Annotated in this window: 20 protein-coding genes; 10 read left to right on the top strand and 10 right to left on the bottom strand. The window is 68.4% G+C overall.

What is annotated here, in order from left to right; genetic code table 11:
- Position 1 precedes the first annotated feature (1 nt).
- From ACIRG5_RS46700 to ACIRG5_RS46690, 3 genes are read left to right on the top strand one after another with little or no spacing between them, the layout of a single operon-like run.
- Positions 2-778, top strand: coding sequence for an ABC transporter ATP-binding protein (locus tag ACIRG5_RS46700; protein WP_330270247.1), 777 nt, complete (start codon positions 2-4; stop codon positions 776-778).
- The gene (locus ACIRG5_RS46695; protein WP_402917716.1) at positions 762-1,634 is read left to right on the top strand and encodes an ABC transporter permease; all 873 of its coding nucleotides are present in this window, start codon (positions 762-764) and stop codon (positions 1,632-1,634) included. The genes ACIRG5_RS46700 and ACIRG5_RS46695 overlap by 17 nt, the downstream gene beginning before the upstream one ends.
- Positions 1,631-2,326 (top strand): sirohydrochlorin chelatase, encoded by a 696-nt coding sequence (locus ACIRG5_RS46690; protein ID WP_402917713.1) that lies wholly within the window; start codon positions 1,631-1,633, stop codon positions 2,324-2,326. Before ACIRG5_RS46695 ends, ACIRG5_RS46690 begins: the two co-directional genes overlap by 4 nt.
- Here the strand turns inward: ACIRG5_RS46690 and ACIRG5_RS46685 are convergent.
- Complete coding sequence (locus tag ACIRG5_RS46685; RefSeq protein ID WP_402917711.1) at positions 2,323-2,499, bottom strand: hypothetical protein; 177 nt, start codon at positions 2,497-2,499, stop codon at positions 2,323-2,325. The genes ACIRG5_RS46690 and ACIRG5_RS46685 overlap by 4 nt on opposite strands.
- A gap of 112 nt (positions 2,500-2,611) precedes the next feature.
- Here ACIRG5_RS46685 and ACIRG5_RS46680 point away from each other — a divergent pair, with 112 nt between their 5' ends.
- The 4 genes from ACIRG5_RS46680 to ACIRG5_RS46665 all read left to right on the top strand — a co-directional run bounded on the left by ACIRG5_RS46680 (position 2,612) and on the right by ACIRG5_RS46665 (position 5,780).
- Positions 2,612-3,715 carry a sensor histidine kinase gene (locus ACIRG5_RS46680; RefSeq protein WP_402917708.1) on the top strand — a complete coding sequence of 368 codons (1,104 nt, stop codon included), beginning with the start codon at positions 2,612-2,614 and terminating at the stop codon, positions 3,713-3,715.
- Entirely contained in the window at positions 3,712-4,329 is a 618-nt protein-coding gene (locus ACIRG5_RS46675; protein ID WP_402917705.1) for a response regulator, read from the top strand. The genes ACIRG5_RS46680 and ACIRG5_RS46675 overlap by 4 nt, the downstream gene beginning before the upstream one ends.
- 45 nt (positions 4,330-4,374) lie before the next feature.
- Positions 4,375-4,863 (top strand): hypothetical protein, encoded by a 489-nt coding sequence (locus tag ACIRG5_RS46670; protein ID WP_402917702.1) that lies wholly within the window; start codon positions 4,375-4,377, stop codon positions 4,861-4,863.
- A 302-nt stretch (positions 4,864-5,165) separates the two neighbouring features.
- Positions 5,166-5,780: a cyclase gene (locus tag ACIRG5_RS46665; protein ID WP_402917699.1), complete on the top strand. Its 615-nt coding sequence runs from the start codon at positions 5,166-5,168 to the stop codon at positions 5,778-5,780.
- A gap of 30 nt (positions 5,781-5,810) precedes the next feature.
- On the opposite strand, the gene ACIRG5_RS46660 is transcribed toward ACIRG5_RS46665, so the two are convergent.
- Positions 5,811-6,263, bottom strand: a complete 453-nt coding sequence (locus tag ACIRG5_RS46660; protein WP_402917696.1) for a MarR family winged helix-turn-helix transcriptional regulator — start codon at positions 6,261-6,263, stop codon at positions 5,811-5,813.
- Positions 6,250-6,864, bottom strand: coding sequence for a DJ-1/PfpI family protein (locus tag ACIRG5_RS46655; RefSeq protein WP_402917693.1), 615 nt, complete (start codon positions 6,862-6,864; stop codon positions 6,250-6,252). The genes ACIRG5_RS46660 and ACIRG5_RS46655 overlap by 14 nt, the downstream gene beginning before the upstream one ends.
- Before the next feature lie 62 nt (positions 6,865-6,926).
- On the opposite strand from ACIRG5_RS46655, the gene ACIRG5_RS46650 reads away from it, so the two are divergent.
- Positions 6,927-7,697, top strand: a complete 771-nt coding sequence (locus tag ACIRG5_RS46650) for an enoyl-CoA hydratase family protein (protein ID WP_402917691.1) — start codon at positions 6,927-6,929, stop codon at positions 7,695-7,697.
- A 9-nt stretch (positions 7,698-7,706) separates the two neighbouring features.
- Here ACIRG5_RS46650 and ACIRG5_RS46645 read toward each other — a convergent pair whose 3' ends face one another.
- Genes ACIRG5_RS46645 through ACIRG5_RS46630 form a run of 4 tightly spaced genes read right to left on the bottom strand, consistent with a single transcriptional unit; the run spans position 7,707 to position 9,085 of the window.
- Positions 7,707-8,123, bottom strand: coding sequence for a hypothetical protein (locus tag ACIRG5_RS46645; protein WP_402917688.1), 417 nt, complete (start codon positions 8,121-8,123; stop codon positions 7,707-7,709).
- Between the two features lie 43 nt (positions 8,124-8,166).
- On the bottom strand, positions 8,167-8,430 hold the full coding sequence (locus ACIRG5_RS46640) for a barstar family protein (RefSeq protein WP_402917685.1): 264 nt from the start codon (positions 8,428-8,430) through the stop codon (positions 8,167-8,169).
- Positions 8,427-8,876, bottom strand: coding sequence for a ribonuclease domain-containing protein (locus ACIRG5_RS46635; RefSeq protein WP_402917682.1), 450 nt, complete (start codon positions 8,874-8,876; stop codon positions 8,427-8,429). Before ACIRG5_RS46635 ends, ACIRG5_RS46640 begins: the two co-directional genes overlap by 4 nt.
- Positions 8,873-9,085 carry a hypothetical protein gene (locus tag ACIRG5_RS46630; protein ID WP_402917679.1) on the bottom strand — a complete coding sequence of 71 codons (213 nt, stop codon included), beginning with the start codon at positions 9,083-9,085 and terminating at the stop codon, positions 8,873-8,875. The genes ACIRG5_RS46635 and ACIRG5_RS46630 overlap by 4 nt, the downstream gene beginning before the upstream one ends.
- A gap of 70 nt (positions 9,086-9,155) precedes the next feature.
- Here ACIRG5_RS46630 and ACIRG5_RS46625 point away from each other — a divergent pair, with 70 nt between their 5' ends.
- Entirely contained in the window at positions 9,156-10,124 is a 969-nt protein-coding gene (locus ACIRG5_RS46625) for a zinc-binding dehydrogenase (RefSeq protein WP_402917676.1), read from the top strand.
- A 69-nt stretch (positions 10,125-10,193) separates the two neighbouring features.
- A complete protein-coding gene (locus ACIRG5_RS46620; protein ID WP_402917674.1) occupies positions 10,194-11,612 on the top strand; it encodes an amino acid permease in 1,419 nt (472 codons plus the stop codon).
- Here the strand turns inward: ACIRG5_RS46620 and ACIRG5_RS46615 are convergent.
- The 3 genes from ACIRG5_RS46615 to ACIRG5_RS46605 are packed head-to-tail and all read right to left on the bottom strand — an operon-like array spanning position 11,587 to position 15,699.
- Entirely contained in the window at positions 11,587-13,119 is a 1,533-nt protein-coding gene (locus ACIRG5_RS46615) for a DUF885 domain-containing protein (RefSeq protein WP_402917671.1), read from the bottom strand. The genes ACIRG5_RS46620 and ACIRG5_RS46615 overlap by 26 nt on opposite strands.
- On the bottom strand, positions 13,119-14,642 hold the full coding sequence (locus tag ACIRG5_RS46610) for a DUF885 domain-containing protein (RefSeq protein WP_402917668.1): 1,524 nt from the start codon (positions 14,640-14,642) through the stop codon (positions 13,119-13,121). The genes ACIRG5_RS46615 and ACIRG5_RS46610 overlap by 1 nt, the downstream gene beginning before the upstream one ends.
- A gap of 10 nt (positions 14,643-14,652) precedes the next feature.
- The gene (locus ACIRG5_RS46605; RefSeq protein WP_402917665.1) at positions 14,653-15,699 is read right to left on the bottom strand and encodes an NAD(P)H-dependent flavin oxidoreductase; all 1,047 of its coding nucleotides are present in this window, start codon (positions 15,697-15,699) and stop codon (positions 14,653-14,655) included.
- Positions 15,700-15,751: the final 52 nt, after the last annotated feature.

The raw sequence follows: 15,751 nt of genomic DNA, 5'->3' as shown, positions 1-15,751 counted from the left end.
CATGACCGCCACGCTCGAGACCACTGTTCGGTCCACTGTGGACGTCGCTGTCGAGCTGACAGGAGTCCGCAAGGTGTTCGGCCACGGCAGCTCGGCCGTGGTGGCGCTCGACGGCGTCGACCTCAAGGTCAAGCCGGGTGAGTTCGTGTGTCTTCTCGGCGCTTCGGGCTGCGGCAAGAGCACGCTGCTCAACATCGTCGCGGGCCTCGACGCCGCGACGTCGGGCGAGCTGCAGATCAACACCTCGCGCCCGGCCGTGATGTTCCAGGAGCCCGCTCTGATGCCGTGGCTGACGGCGTCGCGCAACGTCGAACTGGCGCTGCGGTTCGCCGGTGTCGGCCGCCTGGCGCGCCGGCGGCGTGCTCAGGAGCTGCTCGAACTGGTGCGGCTCGGCGACGTCGCGGACAAGCGTCCGCACGAGCTTTCCGGTGGTATGCGTCAGCGCGTGGCTCTGGCTCGCGCGCTGGCGTCCACCACCGTGTCCTCCGACGGCGCTCCCGCCCTGCTGCTGATGGACGAGCCGTTCGCCGCGCTCGACGCCATCACGCGCGACGTGCTGCAGGCCGAGCTGATCCGGGTGTGGGAGACCACGAACACCGCGATCATCTTCGTGACGCACGACGTGCGCGAGGCCGTGCGCCTCGGCCAGCGGGTGGTGCTGCTGTCGTCCCGTCCCGGCCGCGTCGTGCGCGAGTGGGACGTGACGGACTCGCGTGACGAGGTTCTGGACGAGATCAACACTCATCTGCGAGAGGTCATCAGTGGCCACGCCTCCTGACACGCTCGACAAGGTAGGCGCCGGCCTCGACGCACTGGATGCGCCCGCCGAGGCGTACAGAGCGTCGCGGTGGCAGCGTTTCCTGAAGACCGGCGTGCCACCGATCATCGCGTTCGCACTGCTTTTGGGCGTGTGGCAGGGACTGTGGGCCTCGGCCCTGTTGCCCGAGTTCCAGCTGCCCGCTCCGGTCGACGTGTGGAACGAACTCGTCCGGTCGATCTCCACCGGCGAGGCGTTCGGCATCCTGTGGACCTCGTTGCACCGCGCGGTGCTCGGGTTCCTCGCGGCGGTGCTGATCGCCACGCCGCTGGGGCTGCTGATCGCCAAGGTGCGGGTGGTGCGTGCGGCGATCGGGTCGTTGCTGACCGGTCTGCAGTCACTTCCCTCCGTCGCCTGGGTTCCGGCCGCGATCCTGTGGTTCGGCGTGACGCCGTCCACGATCTACTTCGTGGTGCTGATGGGCTCGGTGCCGTCCATCGCGAACGGGTTGGTGGCCGGTATCGACCAGATTCCGCCGCTGCTGCCGCGGGTGGGACGCGCGTTGGGTGCGGGACGGCTGGCTTCGGCTCGGCACATCCTGCTTCCGGCGGCTCTGCCTGGATATCTGGCCGGGCTGAAGCAGGGCTGGGCGTTCTCGTGGCGGTCGCTGATGGCCGCGGAGATCATCGCGACCTCGCCCCAGCTCGGCGTCGGCCTTGGCCAGTACCTGCACAACGGGTCGTCGTTGAACGACATCAACATGGTGATCGCGGCGATCTTCCTGATCCTGTTGGTGGGCATCGGGATCGAGCTGCTGTTGTTCCGTCCGTTGGAGCGCGCCGTGCTGCGGGCTCGTGGTCTCACGGGGGCGCTGTGACTCCGCTTGTCGCCGTAGCGCACGGCAGTCGTGATCCCCGCTCGGCCGCATCGATCCACGCCCTGCTGGACGTGGTGCGGTCGTTGCGACCCGAGCTGGACGTGCGCGGCTGCTTCCTCGACCTGTGCGCGCCCCGGCTTCACGACGTGTTGCGCGAGCCCGCGGTGGTCGTGCCTTTGTTGCTGGGCAAGGCTTATCACGCCCGCGTCGACGTTCCGGCCGCCGTCGCCGAGTCCCAGGTGCCTGCCGTCGTCACCGATGTGCTGGGCCCGGACCCGCGACTGGAGTCGGCCGCTCTGCGCCGGCTGTCCGAGGCCGGGGTTTCCTTCGGGGACGAGAACCTGGGTGTGGTGCTGGCCGGCGCCGGGTCCTCGCACGCCCCGGCGAACGAGGCCGTGGCGCGCGTGGCCCGGCGCTGGGCTCGCGAGTCGGGCTGGGCCGGCGTGGAGGCGGCGTTCGCGTCGATCGCCTCGCCGACCGTGCCCGAGGCGATCGAGCGGTTGCGGATGAGGGGAGCCACGAAGATCGCCGTGTCGTCGTGGTTCCTCGCGCCCGGCCTGCTGCCGGACAAGGTGGCGGCGCTCGCGGGCGACGCCGTCGTGGCGCGGCCGTTGGGTGACGACGTCGAGGTCGCGCAGCTCGTGCTGGACCGGTACGACCTCGCCCTGGCGCGGCAGACCGTCGCCGCCTAGGCCTTCTGGTTCGACAGGTAGCCGACGGTCGCCCAGCCGATGCCGAGCAACGCTCCCCCGGCGATCGCGACGGGGGTGAGCGCGGTCGAATCGGCGACCGCGAGCAGGGCGATGACGGCCGCGTAGACCATCGACAGGATCAGCAGGACCAGTCCGGACTTCTTTCTCGTCATGGCTCCGAATCCTCGGCCTTCGCGAACTCCGGGCACATCGACGGACCGGTGGGTTTCGCGCTCAGCCGACCGGTTACTGGTGTTTTCGCGCGTGGGGCCGCACAGTTTCCCGGTGTCCTCCGATGACGCCTGGGACCGCACCAAGGTCGCCTGGCACGTGGCCTTCGCGGCGTTCGCTCTGGTCGGCGTGGTGCTGGTGTTCGCGGAAGACCGTTTCGTGCCGGTCGCCCTGGTGCTGCTGGCCGCGCTGTGCGTTTGGTACTGGCGCGTCGGAGCACCGCTCGCCCGTGACGCACGCGGCGTGCGCTACCTGGCCGTCGCGATCCCGTTGGTGATCGCGATGTTCGCACTGGTGCCCGCGCTGTCGGTACTTTTCTTCACGCTGTACCCGCACATCTGGTCGCTGCTGGAACCCAGGCTCGCCATCTGGGCGACCGCGCTGACGTCCCTGTCGATCGGCACCGTCGTGCTGGTGTCCGGCAGCTTCAGCGAGAACTCGGTCGGCGCCGCGGTGGTCATCTTCCTGAGCGTCGTGCCCGCCGTGATGCTGGGCCTGTGGATTGCCAGGATCATCTCGCAGAGCCGCGAACGAGCCGCGTTGGCCGTCGTCAGCCACGAAGCCGGCGTCCTCACCGAACGCGAACGCCTGGCCCGCGACCTGCACGACATCCTCGCCCAGGGCGCGACCTCGGTGCTACTCCTGTTGCGAGCGGCCAGAACCGCCACCGATCCCGGTGCGCGCGACCAGCACTTGGCCCTGGCCGAGCAGACCACGTCCGAAAACCTGGCCGAGATCCGCGCATTGGTCGCCGCACTGACGCCGGTGGAACTGAACGGCGCCGCCCTCCCCGCCGCTCTCGAACGCCTCACGTCCCGGTTGGGCCACGAGCTAGGGCTCTCCGCGTCGATGACCGTTCACGGCACGTATCGCCCGTTGCCACCGGACCACGAAGTCACGCTGTTGCGCGTCACGCAGGAAGCGTTGGCGAACGTCCGCAAGCACGCACACGCCTCGACTGTGACCGTCTCTCTCGACTACGCGGCCGGAGTTTCGCTGTCGATCGTGGACGATGGCTGCGGTTTCTCTTCGGACACCCCGCGCGGCTACGGCCTGGACGGGTTGCGAGATCGTGTGCGCGCAGCGGGCGGCGAGTTCGACATCCGTTCCTCGCCGGGCTCAGGAGTCCGCGTGCACGTACGACTGGAGGACGCGTGATCCGGGTGCTGCTGGTCGACGACCACCCGGTCGTCCGCTTCGGCCTGCGCACAATCCTTGAGGCGCAAGAAGATCTGACCGTCATCGGTGAATGCGGCTCCGGTTCCGAGGCAATCCGGCTGGCTTCGGAACTGCAGCCGGACGTCGTGCTGATGGACCTCAAGATGCCCGGCGTGGACGGCGCCACGGCCACCGCCGCTGTAGTCGCGGCAACTTCCTGCCGGGTCGTCGTGTTGACCACCTTCGACACCGACGGCGACATCCTGCGCGCCATCGAAGCGGGTGCCACGGCCTATCTGCTGAAGGACGCGCCGAGCGAGGAGTTGATCGACGCGGTGCGTGCCGCCTCACGCGGCCAGACCGTGCTGGCTTCTCCTGTCGCCACCAAGCTCGTGAGTGCGGTGCAACGACCTGGACTGAGTGCACGGGAGACTGAAGTGCTTGGGCTGGTTGCCCGTGGGTTGTCCAACGGTGCGATCAGTCAGGCGTTGAACGTCAGTGAGGCGACGGTGAAAAGCCATCTGCTGCACGTGTTCAGCAAGCTCGACGTGAGTGACCGGACGGCCGCGGTGACCGTGGCGATGAGCCGCGGCTGGCTGCCGCCGCCGGTCTGAGCCACCCGAACGAGAATTGTCGGCGGCGCCTGCGATCCTGTTTGGATGCATATGTTCGTCGACGAGACCGAACGCGGCGGTCACCTGCTCGCCGCGACGCTCGTCGCTCCCGCCGCACTGCACTCGACCCGGTCGCTGATGCGGAGTCTCCTCCTGCCCGGCGAGCGGCGAGTGCACTTCAAGTCCGAAAAGGACAGCCGCCGCAAGTTCATCGTGTCGCGCCTCGTTGAACGAACCTTCGAAGTAGTCGTGGTGTCCAGCTGCGAGAAAGGCGATACCGCGCGTGGCGTCCTGCTGGAACGACTGGTGCTGGAAGCGATCGATCGGGGCGTGAGCAGGCTCGTTCTCGACTCCCGTGACCACGCGGGCAACGGGCGCGACCGTGTGGTGCTGGCTCGCACCAAGGCCCGCGATGCGGGCATCGTCTACGAGCACATCCAGTCGTCCGCCGAACCTGCACTGTGGGTGAGCGACGCGGTCGCGTGGTGCCTGGGAGCCGGTGGCGACTGGGTGCGGCGGATCATCCCGTGGTGACCCGCGTCGAGCCCTAGAAAGCGCGAAGCCCAGGCAGCAACCGTCCGGAAGCGCACCTGGGCTCACTTCCTCCGCCTAGTGGCAGAGGCTATGTGAGCAGCCTAGCACATTTGAGCCCAACCGCTGCGGCACACGACGTTCCCCCGCAGCACGCCACTTTCAGCCGCCGCCACAAGATCGAATGCGCAGAGCCGTTCGGGCGATGTGAAGTGTGAACTGTTGACGTGAAACCTACTCATGAGTAGTCAGGTGACTACGTCGCGTGCTGGAAGTGTCCCTCGTCCACTCAACGGGGAGAGGCCATGAAGCTAGCCGGAATTGCCGCAGCCGCACTGGTACCGATGCTGATGTTCGCCGTCAACGCGTCAGCAGCCGCTCCGCAGACGATCACCTACAAGCTCCGGGCGAGTGCTGTCGGGCAGACGTCCGACTTCACACTCGACCAGGGCGTCGACGCGTCGGCGCCGGCGACCGTCGCCCCCGGTGGCACGGTCGCGGTCACCGTCGACCCCGCGCCCAACAAGATTCCGACCGAGGCCGGCGGGCGGCAGGTGCGGGAGATCAAGGGTCTCGCGCTCAGGTTGCCGGTGCCGGCCAACTCGAAGTTCCAGTCCGCGTCGCTGTCGGGCGGCTCCGGACTGGGTGGCACGCCGACGGTCGCCCTGTCGGGCAACGACGTCGTGCTGAACGTGCCCGGTCCGATCAAGGGCGGCGCCGACTTCGAGCTGCCCACCGTCACGATCAACCTGCAGGCCGGCGGCACCGGGACGATCACCACGAAGCTGGGTGGCACCAGCTACGACGCCCCTGGCCTCACCTTCACCGCGGTCGTCGTGGTGATCGGGTTCCCGATCAACGCCGCCGCGAAGGGCTACCCGGACCCCAGCCCCGTGCTGACCACGACCACGATCGGCTAGAAACCCCGATGCCCCACCCCCTGCCGGGCATCAGGAAGTAGCCGCGACCAACGCGGTCATCGTGGCGAGCGTCGTGCGCAGGTCTTCCAAGGAGACCTGCGCACTGACGCGGTTGGCCCACTCGTGCTGCGCGTCCCGCAACCGTTCGATAGCCGCATATCCCTCAGGAGTGGGCTGGACGAGCTTCGCGCGGGCATGCGCCGGGTTCGGCAGGTACTCCGCCAAACCCTTGTCCACCAACAGGTCCGCGATCCGCTGCACGGACTGCCGAGCCAGCCCCATCTCCCGTGCGATCCCGGAGACGGACAACGGCTCGCGCAGCACCGCGCCGAGCACCTGCCACCACGCCGCGGTCAGGCCGACCGGCTTCGTCATCACCTCGGCCGCGTCGAGAAACGCCCCGTACAAACGGAAAGTCCTCATCACGACGTCGGTCAGCACATCACCTGACTCGGTCCTGGACGCCGACTCACTCGTGGACACTGGCCACCAGCTTCCCGAACGCCGCGGGCGTGTCGTCGCGGTTGAACTCGTACCAAGCCTCCAACGTGCCCGCGGAGAACGTCTCCAGTTCCGCCAGCACCTCGCGAGCGAACTCCAGAGCAGAGGCGCCACCAGCCGTGATCACACCATCGGCGCGCACCACGCGTTCGTCGCGGTACAGCGCCGCGCCGCCGTAAGAACCAAGCCCCTCAAGGAAGTTCGACGTGTGCGCCACGTCGTCCAGCAACCCCTCGGCCGCCAGCGCGACCGTCGCGCCGCAGATCGCCGCGATCGGTTTGCCGGCCTCGCGGAACCGCCGCGCGAGTTTCCCGAACGCCGCCAGCTCACCGGTCTCCCAGCCTTCGCCGCCCGGCATCACGAGCATCGCCGCGTCGTCCAGCGAGACGTCCTCCAGAGCGACATCGGGCAGCATCCGCACGCCACCGAGAGTGCGGATCGGGTCCGTGGTCAGCCCGACCGTCCGAATCTCGTACCGCCCCGGCTGCTGCTGGAACTGCTGCAGGCTCACCTGCGCGGCCACGTGGCCGTACTCCCAGTCGGCGAGCTTGTCGGCCAGAACGAGGTACACCGTCTGCGTCATGACAGCAGACTGTCATAAGTGACAGCATCCTGTCAAACACCACCGCGGCTAAGGTCAGCCCCATGGCAGATGAGCTGGTCCACTACGAGGTGCGGCGTGGCATCGCGACGATCACGCTGGACTCCCCCCACAACCGCAACGCGCTGTCCTCACAGCTGCGCCGGGAGCTCAAGGAGCACCTGAGCACAGCGGCGAAGGACGACGGCGTGCGCGTGGTCGTGCTGACCCACACGGGCTCCGTGTTCTGTTCCGGCATGGACCTCAAGGAGGCCGCCGGCGCGAGCGCGGGCGACCAGGGCGTCAACGAGTTCCCCGCGATCCTCGAACAGCTCTGGACCAGCCCGAAGCCGGTCGTCGCGGCACTCAACGGCCCGGCCCGCGCGGGTGGCGTCGGCATCGTCGCGGCATGCGACATCTCCATCGCCGCCAGCAGCGCCACGTTCGCGTTCAGCGAGGTCCGGATCGGCGTCGTGCCGGCCGTCATCTCGGTGACGGTGCTGCCGCGGCTGCTCCCCCGCCAGGCCCACGAGCTGTTCCTGACCGGCGAGACGTTCGACGCCGAGCGCGCCGTGGAAATCGGCCTGCTCAACGCCGCGACCGACGACGTCGACGCGGAGGTCCGCCGCTACACGGACATGCTCGCGCTCGGCGCACCCAACGCGCTCGCGGCCACCAAGGAGATGCTGCAGCAGGAGCGGTCCACGAACCTCGGCGAGGTCTTCGCGGACATGCTCAAGCTGTCAGCCCGGCACTTCGGCGGACCCGAGGGCCAAGAGGGCATCACGGCGTTCAGGGAGAAGCGCAAGCCGTCCTGGGTGCCCGCCGAGAACTGATCCGGCGGACTAGAACCAGCCGGTGCACTCGATCTTGCCCTGCGAGGACCCGCACGCGCGCATCAGCTTGCCGTCGTTCTTGAACGCCTCGGTGTACTTCGCGGTCCCCGAGTCGATCCTGGTGTAGCCGAGGAACCCCTCGTGCCCGTTGGCCGAGGGGTCCTTGCGGTCCGTCCAGATCTCCTCGCCGGGCGTGCCGTGCGAGATGCGGCCCCACGCGCACTTGGATTTGTTCGACGCGCGCAGCTCGACCACACGGCCGTTCTGCATCGTCACGGGGTTGTCGCCGTCGAGCGTCTCGAACGGCGAGAAGGGCCCCTCCTGCGAGCAGTCGGGGTCACCGGCGAACGACACCGCCGGACAAAGCGTTCCTACAACCACGGCGACGCCGAGCGCACAGCTCAAGCGGCGGAATTGCGTTCCCATGGAATGGCACTGTCCACTCCGGACGCCGAACCCGCAGCGCCAGTCACCGTTCCGTGCGAATCACGCGCACTTTTCGGTCACCTGATTCGGCGGTCTGTTTCGCAGCGTCACGCAGCACTTCCGAAACGGAAGGGTCCAGGTTCGCGGGCACGATCAGCGTGTACTCGCCCGCGGGCAGCCAGGACAGATCGGTCAGGCTGTCGTACAGGGCGTCCAGGTTCTGCCCGAACCACTCGGGGAAGTCCAGCGCGGCGGCAATGGCCGAGATGGCGGCGGACTTTTCCGAAACGAGAATGCGCCGTTTCACTTCTTCACGTCCACGACGACGAACGACGAATAGTGGTCGCCGGTGTAGAAGACTTCCTTTTCGGAACCGGTGACGATGCGCCGCGCACCTCGGTCGGGACTTCCCGGCGTCGGCACCGTGTACTCCTTGTAGTACCCGGAGTCCTTGGCGGGCAGCCGCTTCTCCCGGTTCTGGAACGTCACGCCGTCGTTGCGCGGGTACGGGAACGGACCCTTCGCCTCGATCAGCTTCCAGGTCTTGCCGGCCTCGGCGGGCAGCTTCGACAGCGCCTCGACGTTCAGCCCGGAGTTCGCGCCGGGCACGGTCTCGCCCTGCGCCGCGCTCGTGACCACGGGCTTCGAGGTCTGGGTGGGCGGCCCGGACGAGTTGTCCTTGAAGAACCATCCGACCACGACCAGGGCAACGAGCCCGACCAGTGCGACGGTCAGGCGACGACCAGGACTCACGCTGCGACCTTCTCCGATTCGGGTTCCGGCTCCGGCTCAGGGACCGACGCGGGATTGTTCGCTCCCCAGTCGGCGACCCGGTCGATCAGCCGCGCCACGCCCAGGCACAAGGGCAACACCACGATCATCACGACGGGGAACTGCACGGCGACGGGCAGCTGCACGACCCACAGCTCGACCCCGTCCCACCACTGCACCAGCCAGTCCACGCACCTGAGCGTAGTCCCGTGACCCGTGTCACGGCATTTGGCCACGATCCAGGTGGGTATGTTGCGAACCATGTTCGCCGTATACGCAGCAGAACCCAGTCCCGAGAACCCGCTGGCCTCGCTTCGCGTGGGCGAGCGCCCCGAACCTGAGGTCCCCGCCGGGTGGGTGCGCGTCGTGGTCAAGGCGGCCAGCCTCAACATGCACGACCTGTGGACGTTGCGCGGGGTCGGCATCAAGCCGGAGCAGTTCCCGATGATCCTGGGCTGCGACGGTGCCGGCGTCCTCGACGACGGCACCGAGGTGGTGCTGCACTCCGTCATCGGCGACCCGAACTGGTCCGGCGAGGAGACGCTGGACCCGAAGCGCACGCTGCTCACCGAGAAGCACCAGGGCACGTTCGCCGACTACGTCACGGTGCCGGCCAACAACGCGCTGCCCAAGCCCGCGGACCTCACGTTCGCCGAGGCCGCCTGCATGGGCACGGCGTGGCTGACGGCGTACCGGATGCTGTTCGTGAAGTCCGGTCTGCGCCCCGGCCAGACGATGCTCGTGCAGGGCGCGTCGGGCGGTGTGTCGACGGCGCTGATCCAACTAGGCCGCGCCGCGGGCTTCCGCGTGTGGGTCACGGGCCGTAGCGAAGAGAAGCGCGCGCTGGCGACCACCCTCGGCGCCCACGACACGTTCGAGTCCGGCGCCAGGCTGCCCGAACGGGTCGACGCGGTGTTCGAGACCGTCGGCAAGGCCACCTGGTCGCACTCGATGAAGGCGTTGAAGCCCGGCGGCATCGTGGTGATCTCCGGCGCGACGTCCGGTGACGCCTCCGCGGCCGAGCTCCAGCGACTGTTCTTCCTGCAGCTGCGCGTGGTCGGCTCGACCATGGGCACGCGTGAGGAGTTGGGCGACTTGATCCGGTTCTGCGCCCTCAACGACCTCAAGCCGCAGATCGGCGCCGAGCTGAAGTTCGAGGACGCCGAGCAGGGTCTGCAGGCGATGCTCGACGGCGACACAGCGGGCAAGATCGTCTTCACCCGCCCGTAAAACGCGCAAGACGCCTGAAAACGCCCTTCTGCCCAGCGGGTTCGGACGAACCGCGTGACAGTGGTCGTCATGACCACCCAGGGCGTTTTCAGGCGCAAGCCCATAGACCAGATCGCGGAGGACAAGGGCGACGGGCTCACCAGAACACTGGGTCTGTGGCAGCTGACGGCGATCGGCATCGGCGGCATCATCGGCGCGGGCATCTTCTCGCTCGCGGGCGCCGTCGCGAACAAGACGGCCGGACCGGCCGTGCTGGTCTCGTTCCTCATCGCGGGTGTCGCGAGCGCGGCGGCGGCGTTCTCGTACGCGGAGTTCGCGGGCATGATCCCGAAGGCCGGCAGCGCCTACACCTACGGCTACGCGGTGCTCGGTGAGATCGTCGGCTGGTTCATCGGCTGGGACCTGCTGCTGGAGTACACCGCGATCGTGGCGGTGGTGGCGATCGGCATCTCCGGCTACTTCACGGAACTGCTGTCGTTGCTCGACATCCACCTACCGCAATGGATGCTCGGTGCGCCGGGCACGGAGACCGGTGACGTCGCCGCGGGCAGTTACAAGGTCAACCTGTTCGCGGTGCTGCTGTGCCTGCTGATCGCGTACGTGCTGAACACGGGCATGAAGAACGCGGCGCGGTTCGAGACCACGTTGGTGTACCTGAAGGTCGCGGTCGTGGCCCTGGTCGTCATCGTCGGCGCGTTCCACATCGACACCGACAACTACAACCCGTTCTTCCCCTTCGGCATCTCCGGTGCGCTCACGGGTGCGGCGACGGTGTTCTTCGCGGTGTTCGGCTACGACGCCATGTCGACGGCGGCCGAGGAGTCGAAGGACTCCCAGAAGCACATGCCGAAGGCGATCATCTACTCGCTCGCGGTGTCGATGGTGCTGTACGTGCTGGCCTGCCTGGTGCTGACCGGAATGGTGAACTACAAGGACGTCGACGCGGAGTCCGCGTTCGCCACGGCGTTCGCCGACGTCGGCCTGCCCGCGCTGGGCATCATCATCAGCGTCGGCGCGATCCTCGGCATCACGACGGTGCTCTTCACGTTCCTGCTGGGCGCGGCCCGCGTCGGCTACTCGATGAGCCGCGACGGCCTGCTGCCCCAGTGGTTCGCGAAGACGCACCCGGTGAAGCACGTGCCGTCGCGCATCACCTGGGTGCTGGGCATCGCGTCGGCGCTCATCGCCGGTTTCCTGCCGATCGCGGAGGCCGCCGAACTCACCAACATCGGCATCCTGCTGGCGTTCGTCGTCGTCTGCGTCGCCGTGATCGTGTTGCGCTACAAGCAGCCCGACCTCCCGCGCACGTTCAGGACGCCGGGCATGCCCGTGGTGCCGATCATCGGCGTGATCTTCTCGATCTGGCTGATCACGTTCCTCAACCCGGAGACCTGGCTGCGGTTCGCGATCTGGTTCGTGATCGGCCTGGTCATCTACTTCACCTACTCGAAGAAGCACTCCGTCATGGAGCGTCAGCCCAAGCGGTGACGATCTGGTCGAGGGTGGAGAGCGGCACCGCGCCGCTCCCCACCACCAGGTCGTGGAACGCGCGGACGTCGAACCGGTCGCCCATCTTCGTCTCGGCCTCGGCCCGCACGCGCTGGATCTCCAGGCGCCCCACCATGTACGCGAGCGCCTGGCCCGGGGACTCGATGTACCGGTCGATCTCGGCGTTGATCTCCGGCTCCGGCATCACGGTGTTCTCGCGCAGGTAGTCGACGGCCTGCTGCCGCGTCCAGCCGAACGCGTGGATGCCCGTGTCGACCACCAACCGGCCGGCGCGCATCGCGTCGAGACCCAGCATGCCGAAGCGCTGCTCGTCCGACGAGTAGAGACCCATCTCGTCCGCGAGGCGCTCGGTGTAGAGACCCCAGCCCTCCAGGTACGCCTCGATGAACGCGAACTTGCGCATGTTGGGCAGGTCGAGTTCGGACGCGATCGAGAACTGGTAGTGGTGGCCCGGTACCGCCTCGTGGAACGCCGTCACCTCGGACAGCGTGCGGCTGCGTTCGGTGGCGCCCAAGGGGTTCAGCCAGTACGTGCCGGGACGCGACCCGTCCGGCAGCCCCGGCTGGTAGAACGCGATCGCCGACGTCGGCCGTTCCGCCTCCTCGACGGCGCGCACCTGGCAGGCGGCCGTGGGCATGCGGCCGAACCAGTTCGGCGCCTCCGCCTCCGCCCGCGCGATCGCCTCCAGGGCGTTCTCGATCATCTGCTCTTCGTTGTCCCACAACAGTTCCGTGCGCAACCGGCGGAAGATCTCCGGCACGTCCCTCGTGCCCCACAACCGCGAGCCGATCTCCGCGTACTCCTCCCGCAGCGACGCGATCAGGTCGAGACCCAGCCGGTGCAGTTCGTCGGGCGTGCGGGTGGTCGTCGTGTAGTTGCGGGCCAGCTTCGTGTAGTTCTGCTCGCCGTCCGGCAACCAGCACAGGCCCGGTTGGTCGTCGGAGCGGCCGTCCTCGATCGACGTCAGCACGTCGCGGAACCCGGCGATGGCCGTGCGGATCTCGGCGGAGTGCTCGCCCTCCCACTCCTGCACCGGCGCGGCCAGCACGCTCTCCATGCGCTTCGCCCCGACCTCGAGGTGGCGGCGCAACGGCCGGCGGTCGGAGTCGCGGACCCGCTCCCCCGCCTGTCCGATGTAGCGCGCGAACTGGTCGACGCGCCCGGACACGTCGAGTCGCGACGAGATCATGAGCAGGCCGTTGACCGGTGCGCTCAGTCCGGTGGCGACGGTGTGCTCGATCAGCCTGGCGTCGATGCGGTCGACGATCGCCCTGCCCTGTTGCTTGATGACCGCGAGCGTGACGGGGTCCTCGGTGTCGTCCGTCTCGGCCTTGTCCAGGATGCCGGCGATCCGGTCCCTGACCACGCGCTCGCCGTCCGCGCTCAGGTCCTCGAGCCTGTCCTCCCAGCCCGGCACCCCCAGCATCGTGGCCGACAACGGCGAGTAGTCCATGGACGCCTGGAACATCTCATCAGCGAGTGACATCAGGCCCTCCCGGACCAGTCGGAGACAAGTTTGCCGAGCGTGGGCAACGGCACGATGCCGTTCTCCAGCACGAGGTCGTGGAACGCCCTGATGTCGAACCGGTCACCCATCGCGGCCCTGGCCTCCTCGCGCACGCGCTGGATCTCCAGGCGCCCCACCATGTACGCGAGCGCCTGCCCCGGTGCCTCGATGTACCGGTCGACCTCGGAGTTGATCTCCGCGTCGTCCATCGCGGTGTTCTCGCGCAGGTAGTCGACGGCCTGCTGCCGGGGCCACCCGAGCGCGTGCAGGCCCGTGTCGACCACCAGCCGGCCCGCGCGCATCGCGTCGAGACCCAGCATGCCCAGGCGGGCCTCGTCCGACGAGTACAGGCCCATCTCGTCGGCCAGGCGCTCGGTGTAGAGGCCCCAGCCTTCGAGGTAGGACTCGATGAACGCGAACTTGCGCACGTTCGACAGCTCGGTCTCGGCGGCGATCGAGAGCTGGAAGTGGTGGCCGGGAATGGCCTCGTGGAACGCCGTCACCTCGGACACCGTGCGGCTGCGTCCGGTGGCGTTCAACGGGTTCACGAAGTACGTACCCGGACGGGACCCGTCGAGCGCGGCGTCCTCGTAGTACGCGAACGCGGCGTTGTGGCGGTCGACCTCCGGCACGAACCTGATCTCACAGCGCGCCTTCGGCAACCGCCCGAACCAGTTCGGCGCCTCGGCCTCGGCCCGCGCGACGGCGTCGACCGCGCTGACGAGCATGTCGTCCTCGTTGTCCCACAACAGATCCGTGCGCAACCGCCGGAAGATCTCCGGCACGTCCGAGATGCCCCACACCCGCGAACCGATCTCCGCGTACTCGTCCCGCAGCGACGCGATCAGGTCGAGCCCGAGCCGATGCAGCTCGGCGGGGCTGTAGGGAGCGGTCGTGTAGTCGTGAACGAGCTTGCGGTAGTTCTCCTCGCCGTCGGGCAGCCAGCACAGACCAGCCTGCTCGTCGTCCCGGCCCGGCAGGCCGAGCAGGACCTCGCGGTAGCGGGCGAACGCCGGACGCAGGTCCGCGTCGCCCTCCCACTGCTGGCGCGGAGAAGCGAGGAACCGTTCGACGTAGGCCGCGCCGTTCTCCACGTGCCGGCGCAACGGTGTGCGGTCGGTGTCGAGCAACCGTCGCTGTGCCTGTTCCAGGAAGCGCGGAACGAGGTGCAGCCGCTGCGAGAAGTCCACCTGGGAGGCGGCCCTGAGCAGACCCGCGACCGGCGCGTTGGCTCCTCGCGACACCGTGTGCTCGACCAGCCGCGCGTCGACGCGGGTGATGATCGACTCGGCCTGGTGCCGGATCACGTCTCGCGAGACCTGGTCCTCGTCGCTGTCGTCGAGGCGCTCGAGGATGCCTGTCAGTCGCGCCCGCAGGGCCTGGTGGCCGTCGACGCCGAGGTCTTCGAGCCGATCGTCCCAGCCCGGCACACCGACGAGCGTGGCGAACAACGGGTTCCAGTCCATCAGAGCGTGGAACATCTCATCGGAGAGCGAGGTCACGCTCTCCTTCTTAGCCGCGCGGGAACCTCTGAGCCAGGGATTTGATCGTTTCGGTCAGCTCCGAGCCGATTCGCCTCACGACCTCGCCCGCCGGTTCGGCCGTCGCGAGCGGATACGTGGTGCCCGCCCACAGCGACATGACCTCCACCTCACCGGTCGCACGCACTGGTCGCGTCAGGTGGTGGACGTTCGGGTACGCGGCGGGCGCGTGCGGGGTGTGCTCGATCAGGAACCGGTTCACGAGCCCTCGGGCGGGCCGTCCGCTGAACGCCCGCGTGAGCGCCGTGCGCCGGGCTCCTTCGGCGAGCGCTTCCCGTTGCGTCGCATTGGTTCCCGCCTCCGGGCAGCCGAGGAACGCGGTGCCGAGCTGCGCCGCGACCGCACCCGCTGCCAGCACGGCGGCGACGTCGGCGCCGCTGACGAGGCCACCGGTCGCGATCACCGGCAGGTCGACGGTGCTCTTCACCAGCCTGATCGCCGCGAGGGTGCCGTAGAGCTCACCACCACCGGGCGAGATGCCGTCGTCGGCGAACGTGCCGCGGTGGCCGCCCGCGTCCGAGCCCTGCACGCACAGGACGTCGGCGCCGATCTGCCGCGCCTGCCGCGCTTCACTCGGGGTGGTGACCGTCACGACGATCGTGGAGCCCGCCGCCTTGAGCCGCTGGACGTCGTCGGCGTCGGGCAGGCCGAAAGTGAACGACACCACCGGAACCCGCAGCGCCAGCACGAGTTCGAGCTTCGCCGCGTAGTTGTCGTCGTCCCAGCGGGGATCACCCGGCGCGGCGCCGACCTTCTCGGCGCAGGCCGTGACGCGACGCACGTAGGACGAGATGTCGCTGGTAGGCCGTGTTCCAGGCACGAAAAGGTTGACCCCGAACGGCTTTGTGGTGAGCTCGCTCGTGCGTGTGATCTTCTCCGCGAGCTGCTCGACGGTGACGTACCCGGCTGCGAGGAACCCGAACCCGCCTGCCTCGTTCACCGCGGCGACCAGTTCGGGGGTGGACGGGCCACCTGCCATGGGCGCGGCGATCACGGGCACGGCCAGCGTGTGGAACATGGGGGACAACCTAGTGGGGTCGGGCGGCAAATGCCTGGTGAAGCCCTGTGTC

The organism is Lentzea sp. NPDC102401 (genome assembly GCF_044765805.1).
In the GTDB taxonomy this organism is placed as follows: domain Bacteria; phylum Actinomycetota; class Actinomycetes; order Mycobacteriales; family Pseudonocardiaceae; genus Lentzea; species Lentzea sokolovensis.
This window is presented reverse-complemented; position numbering and strand designations above follow the sequence as displayed.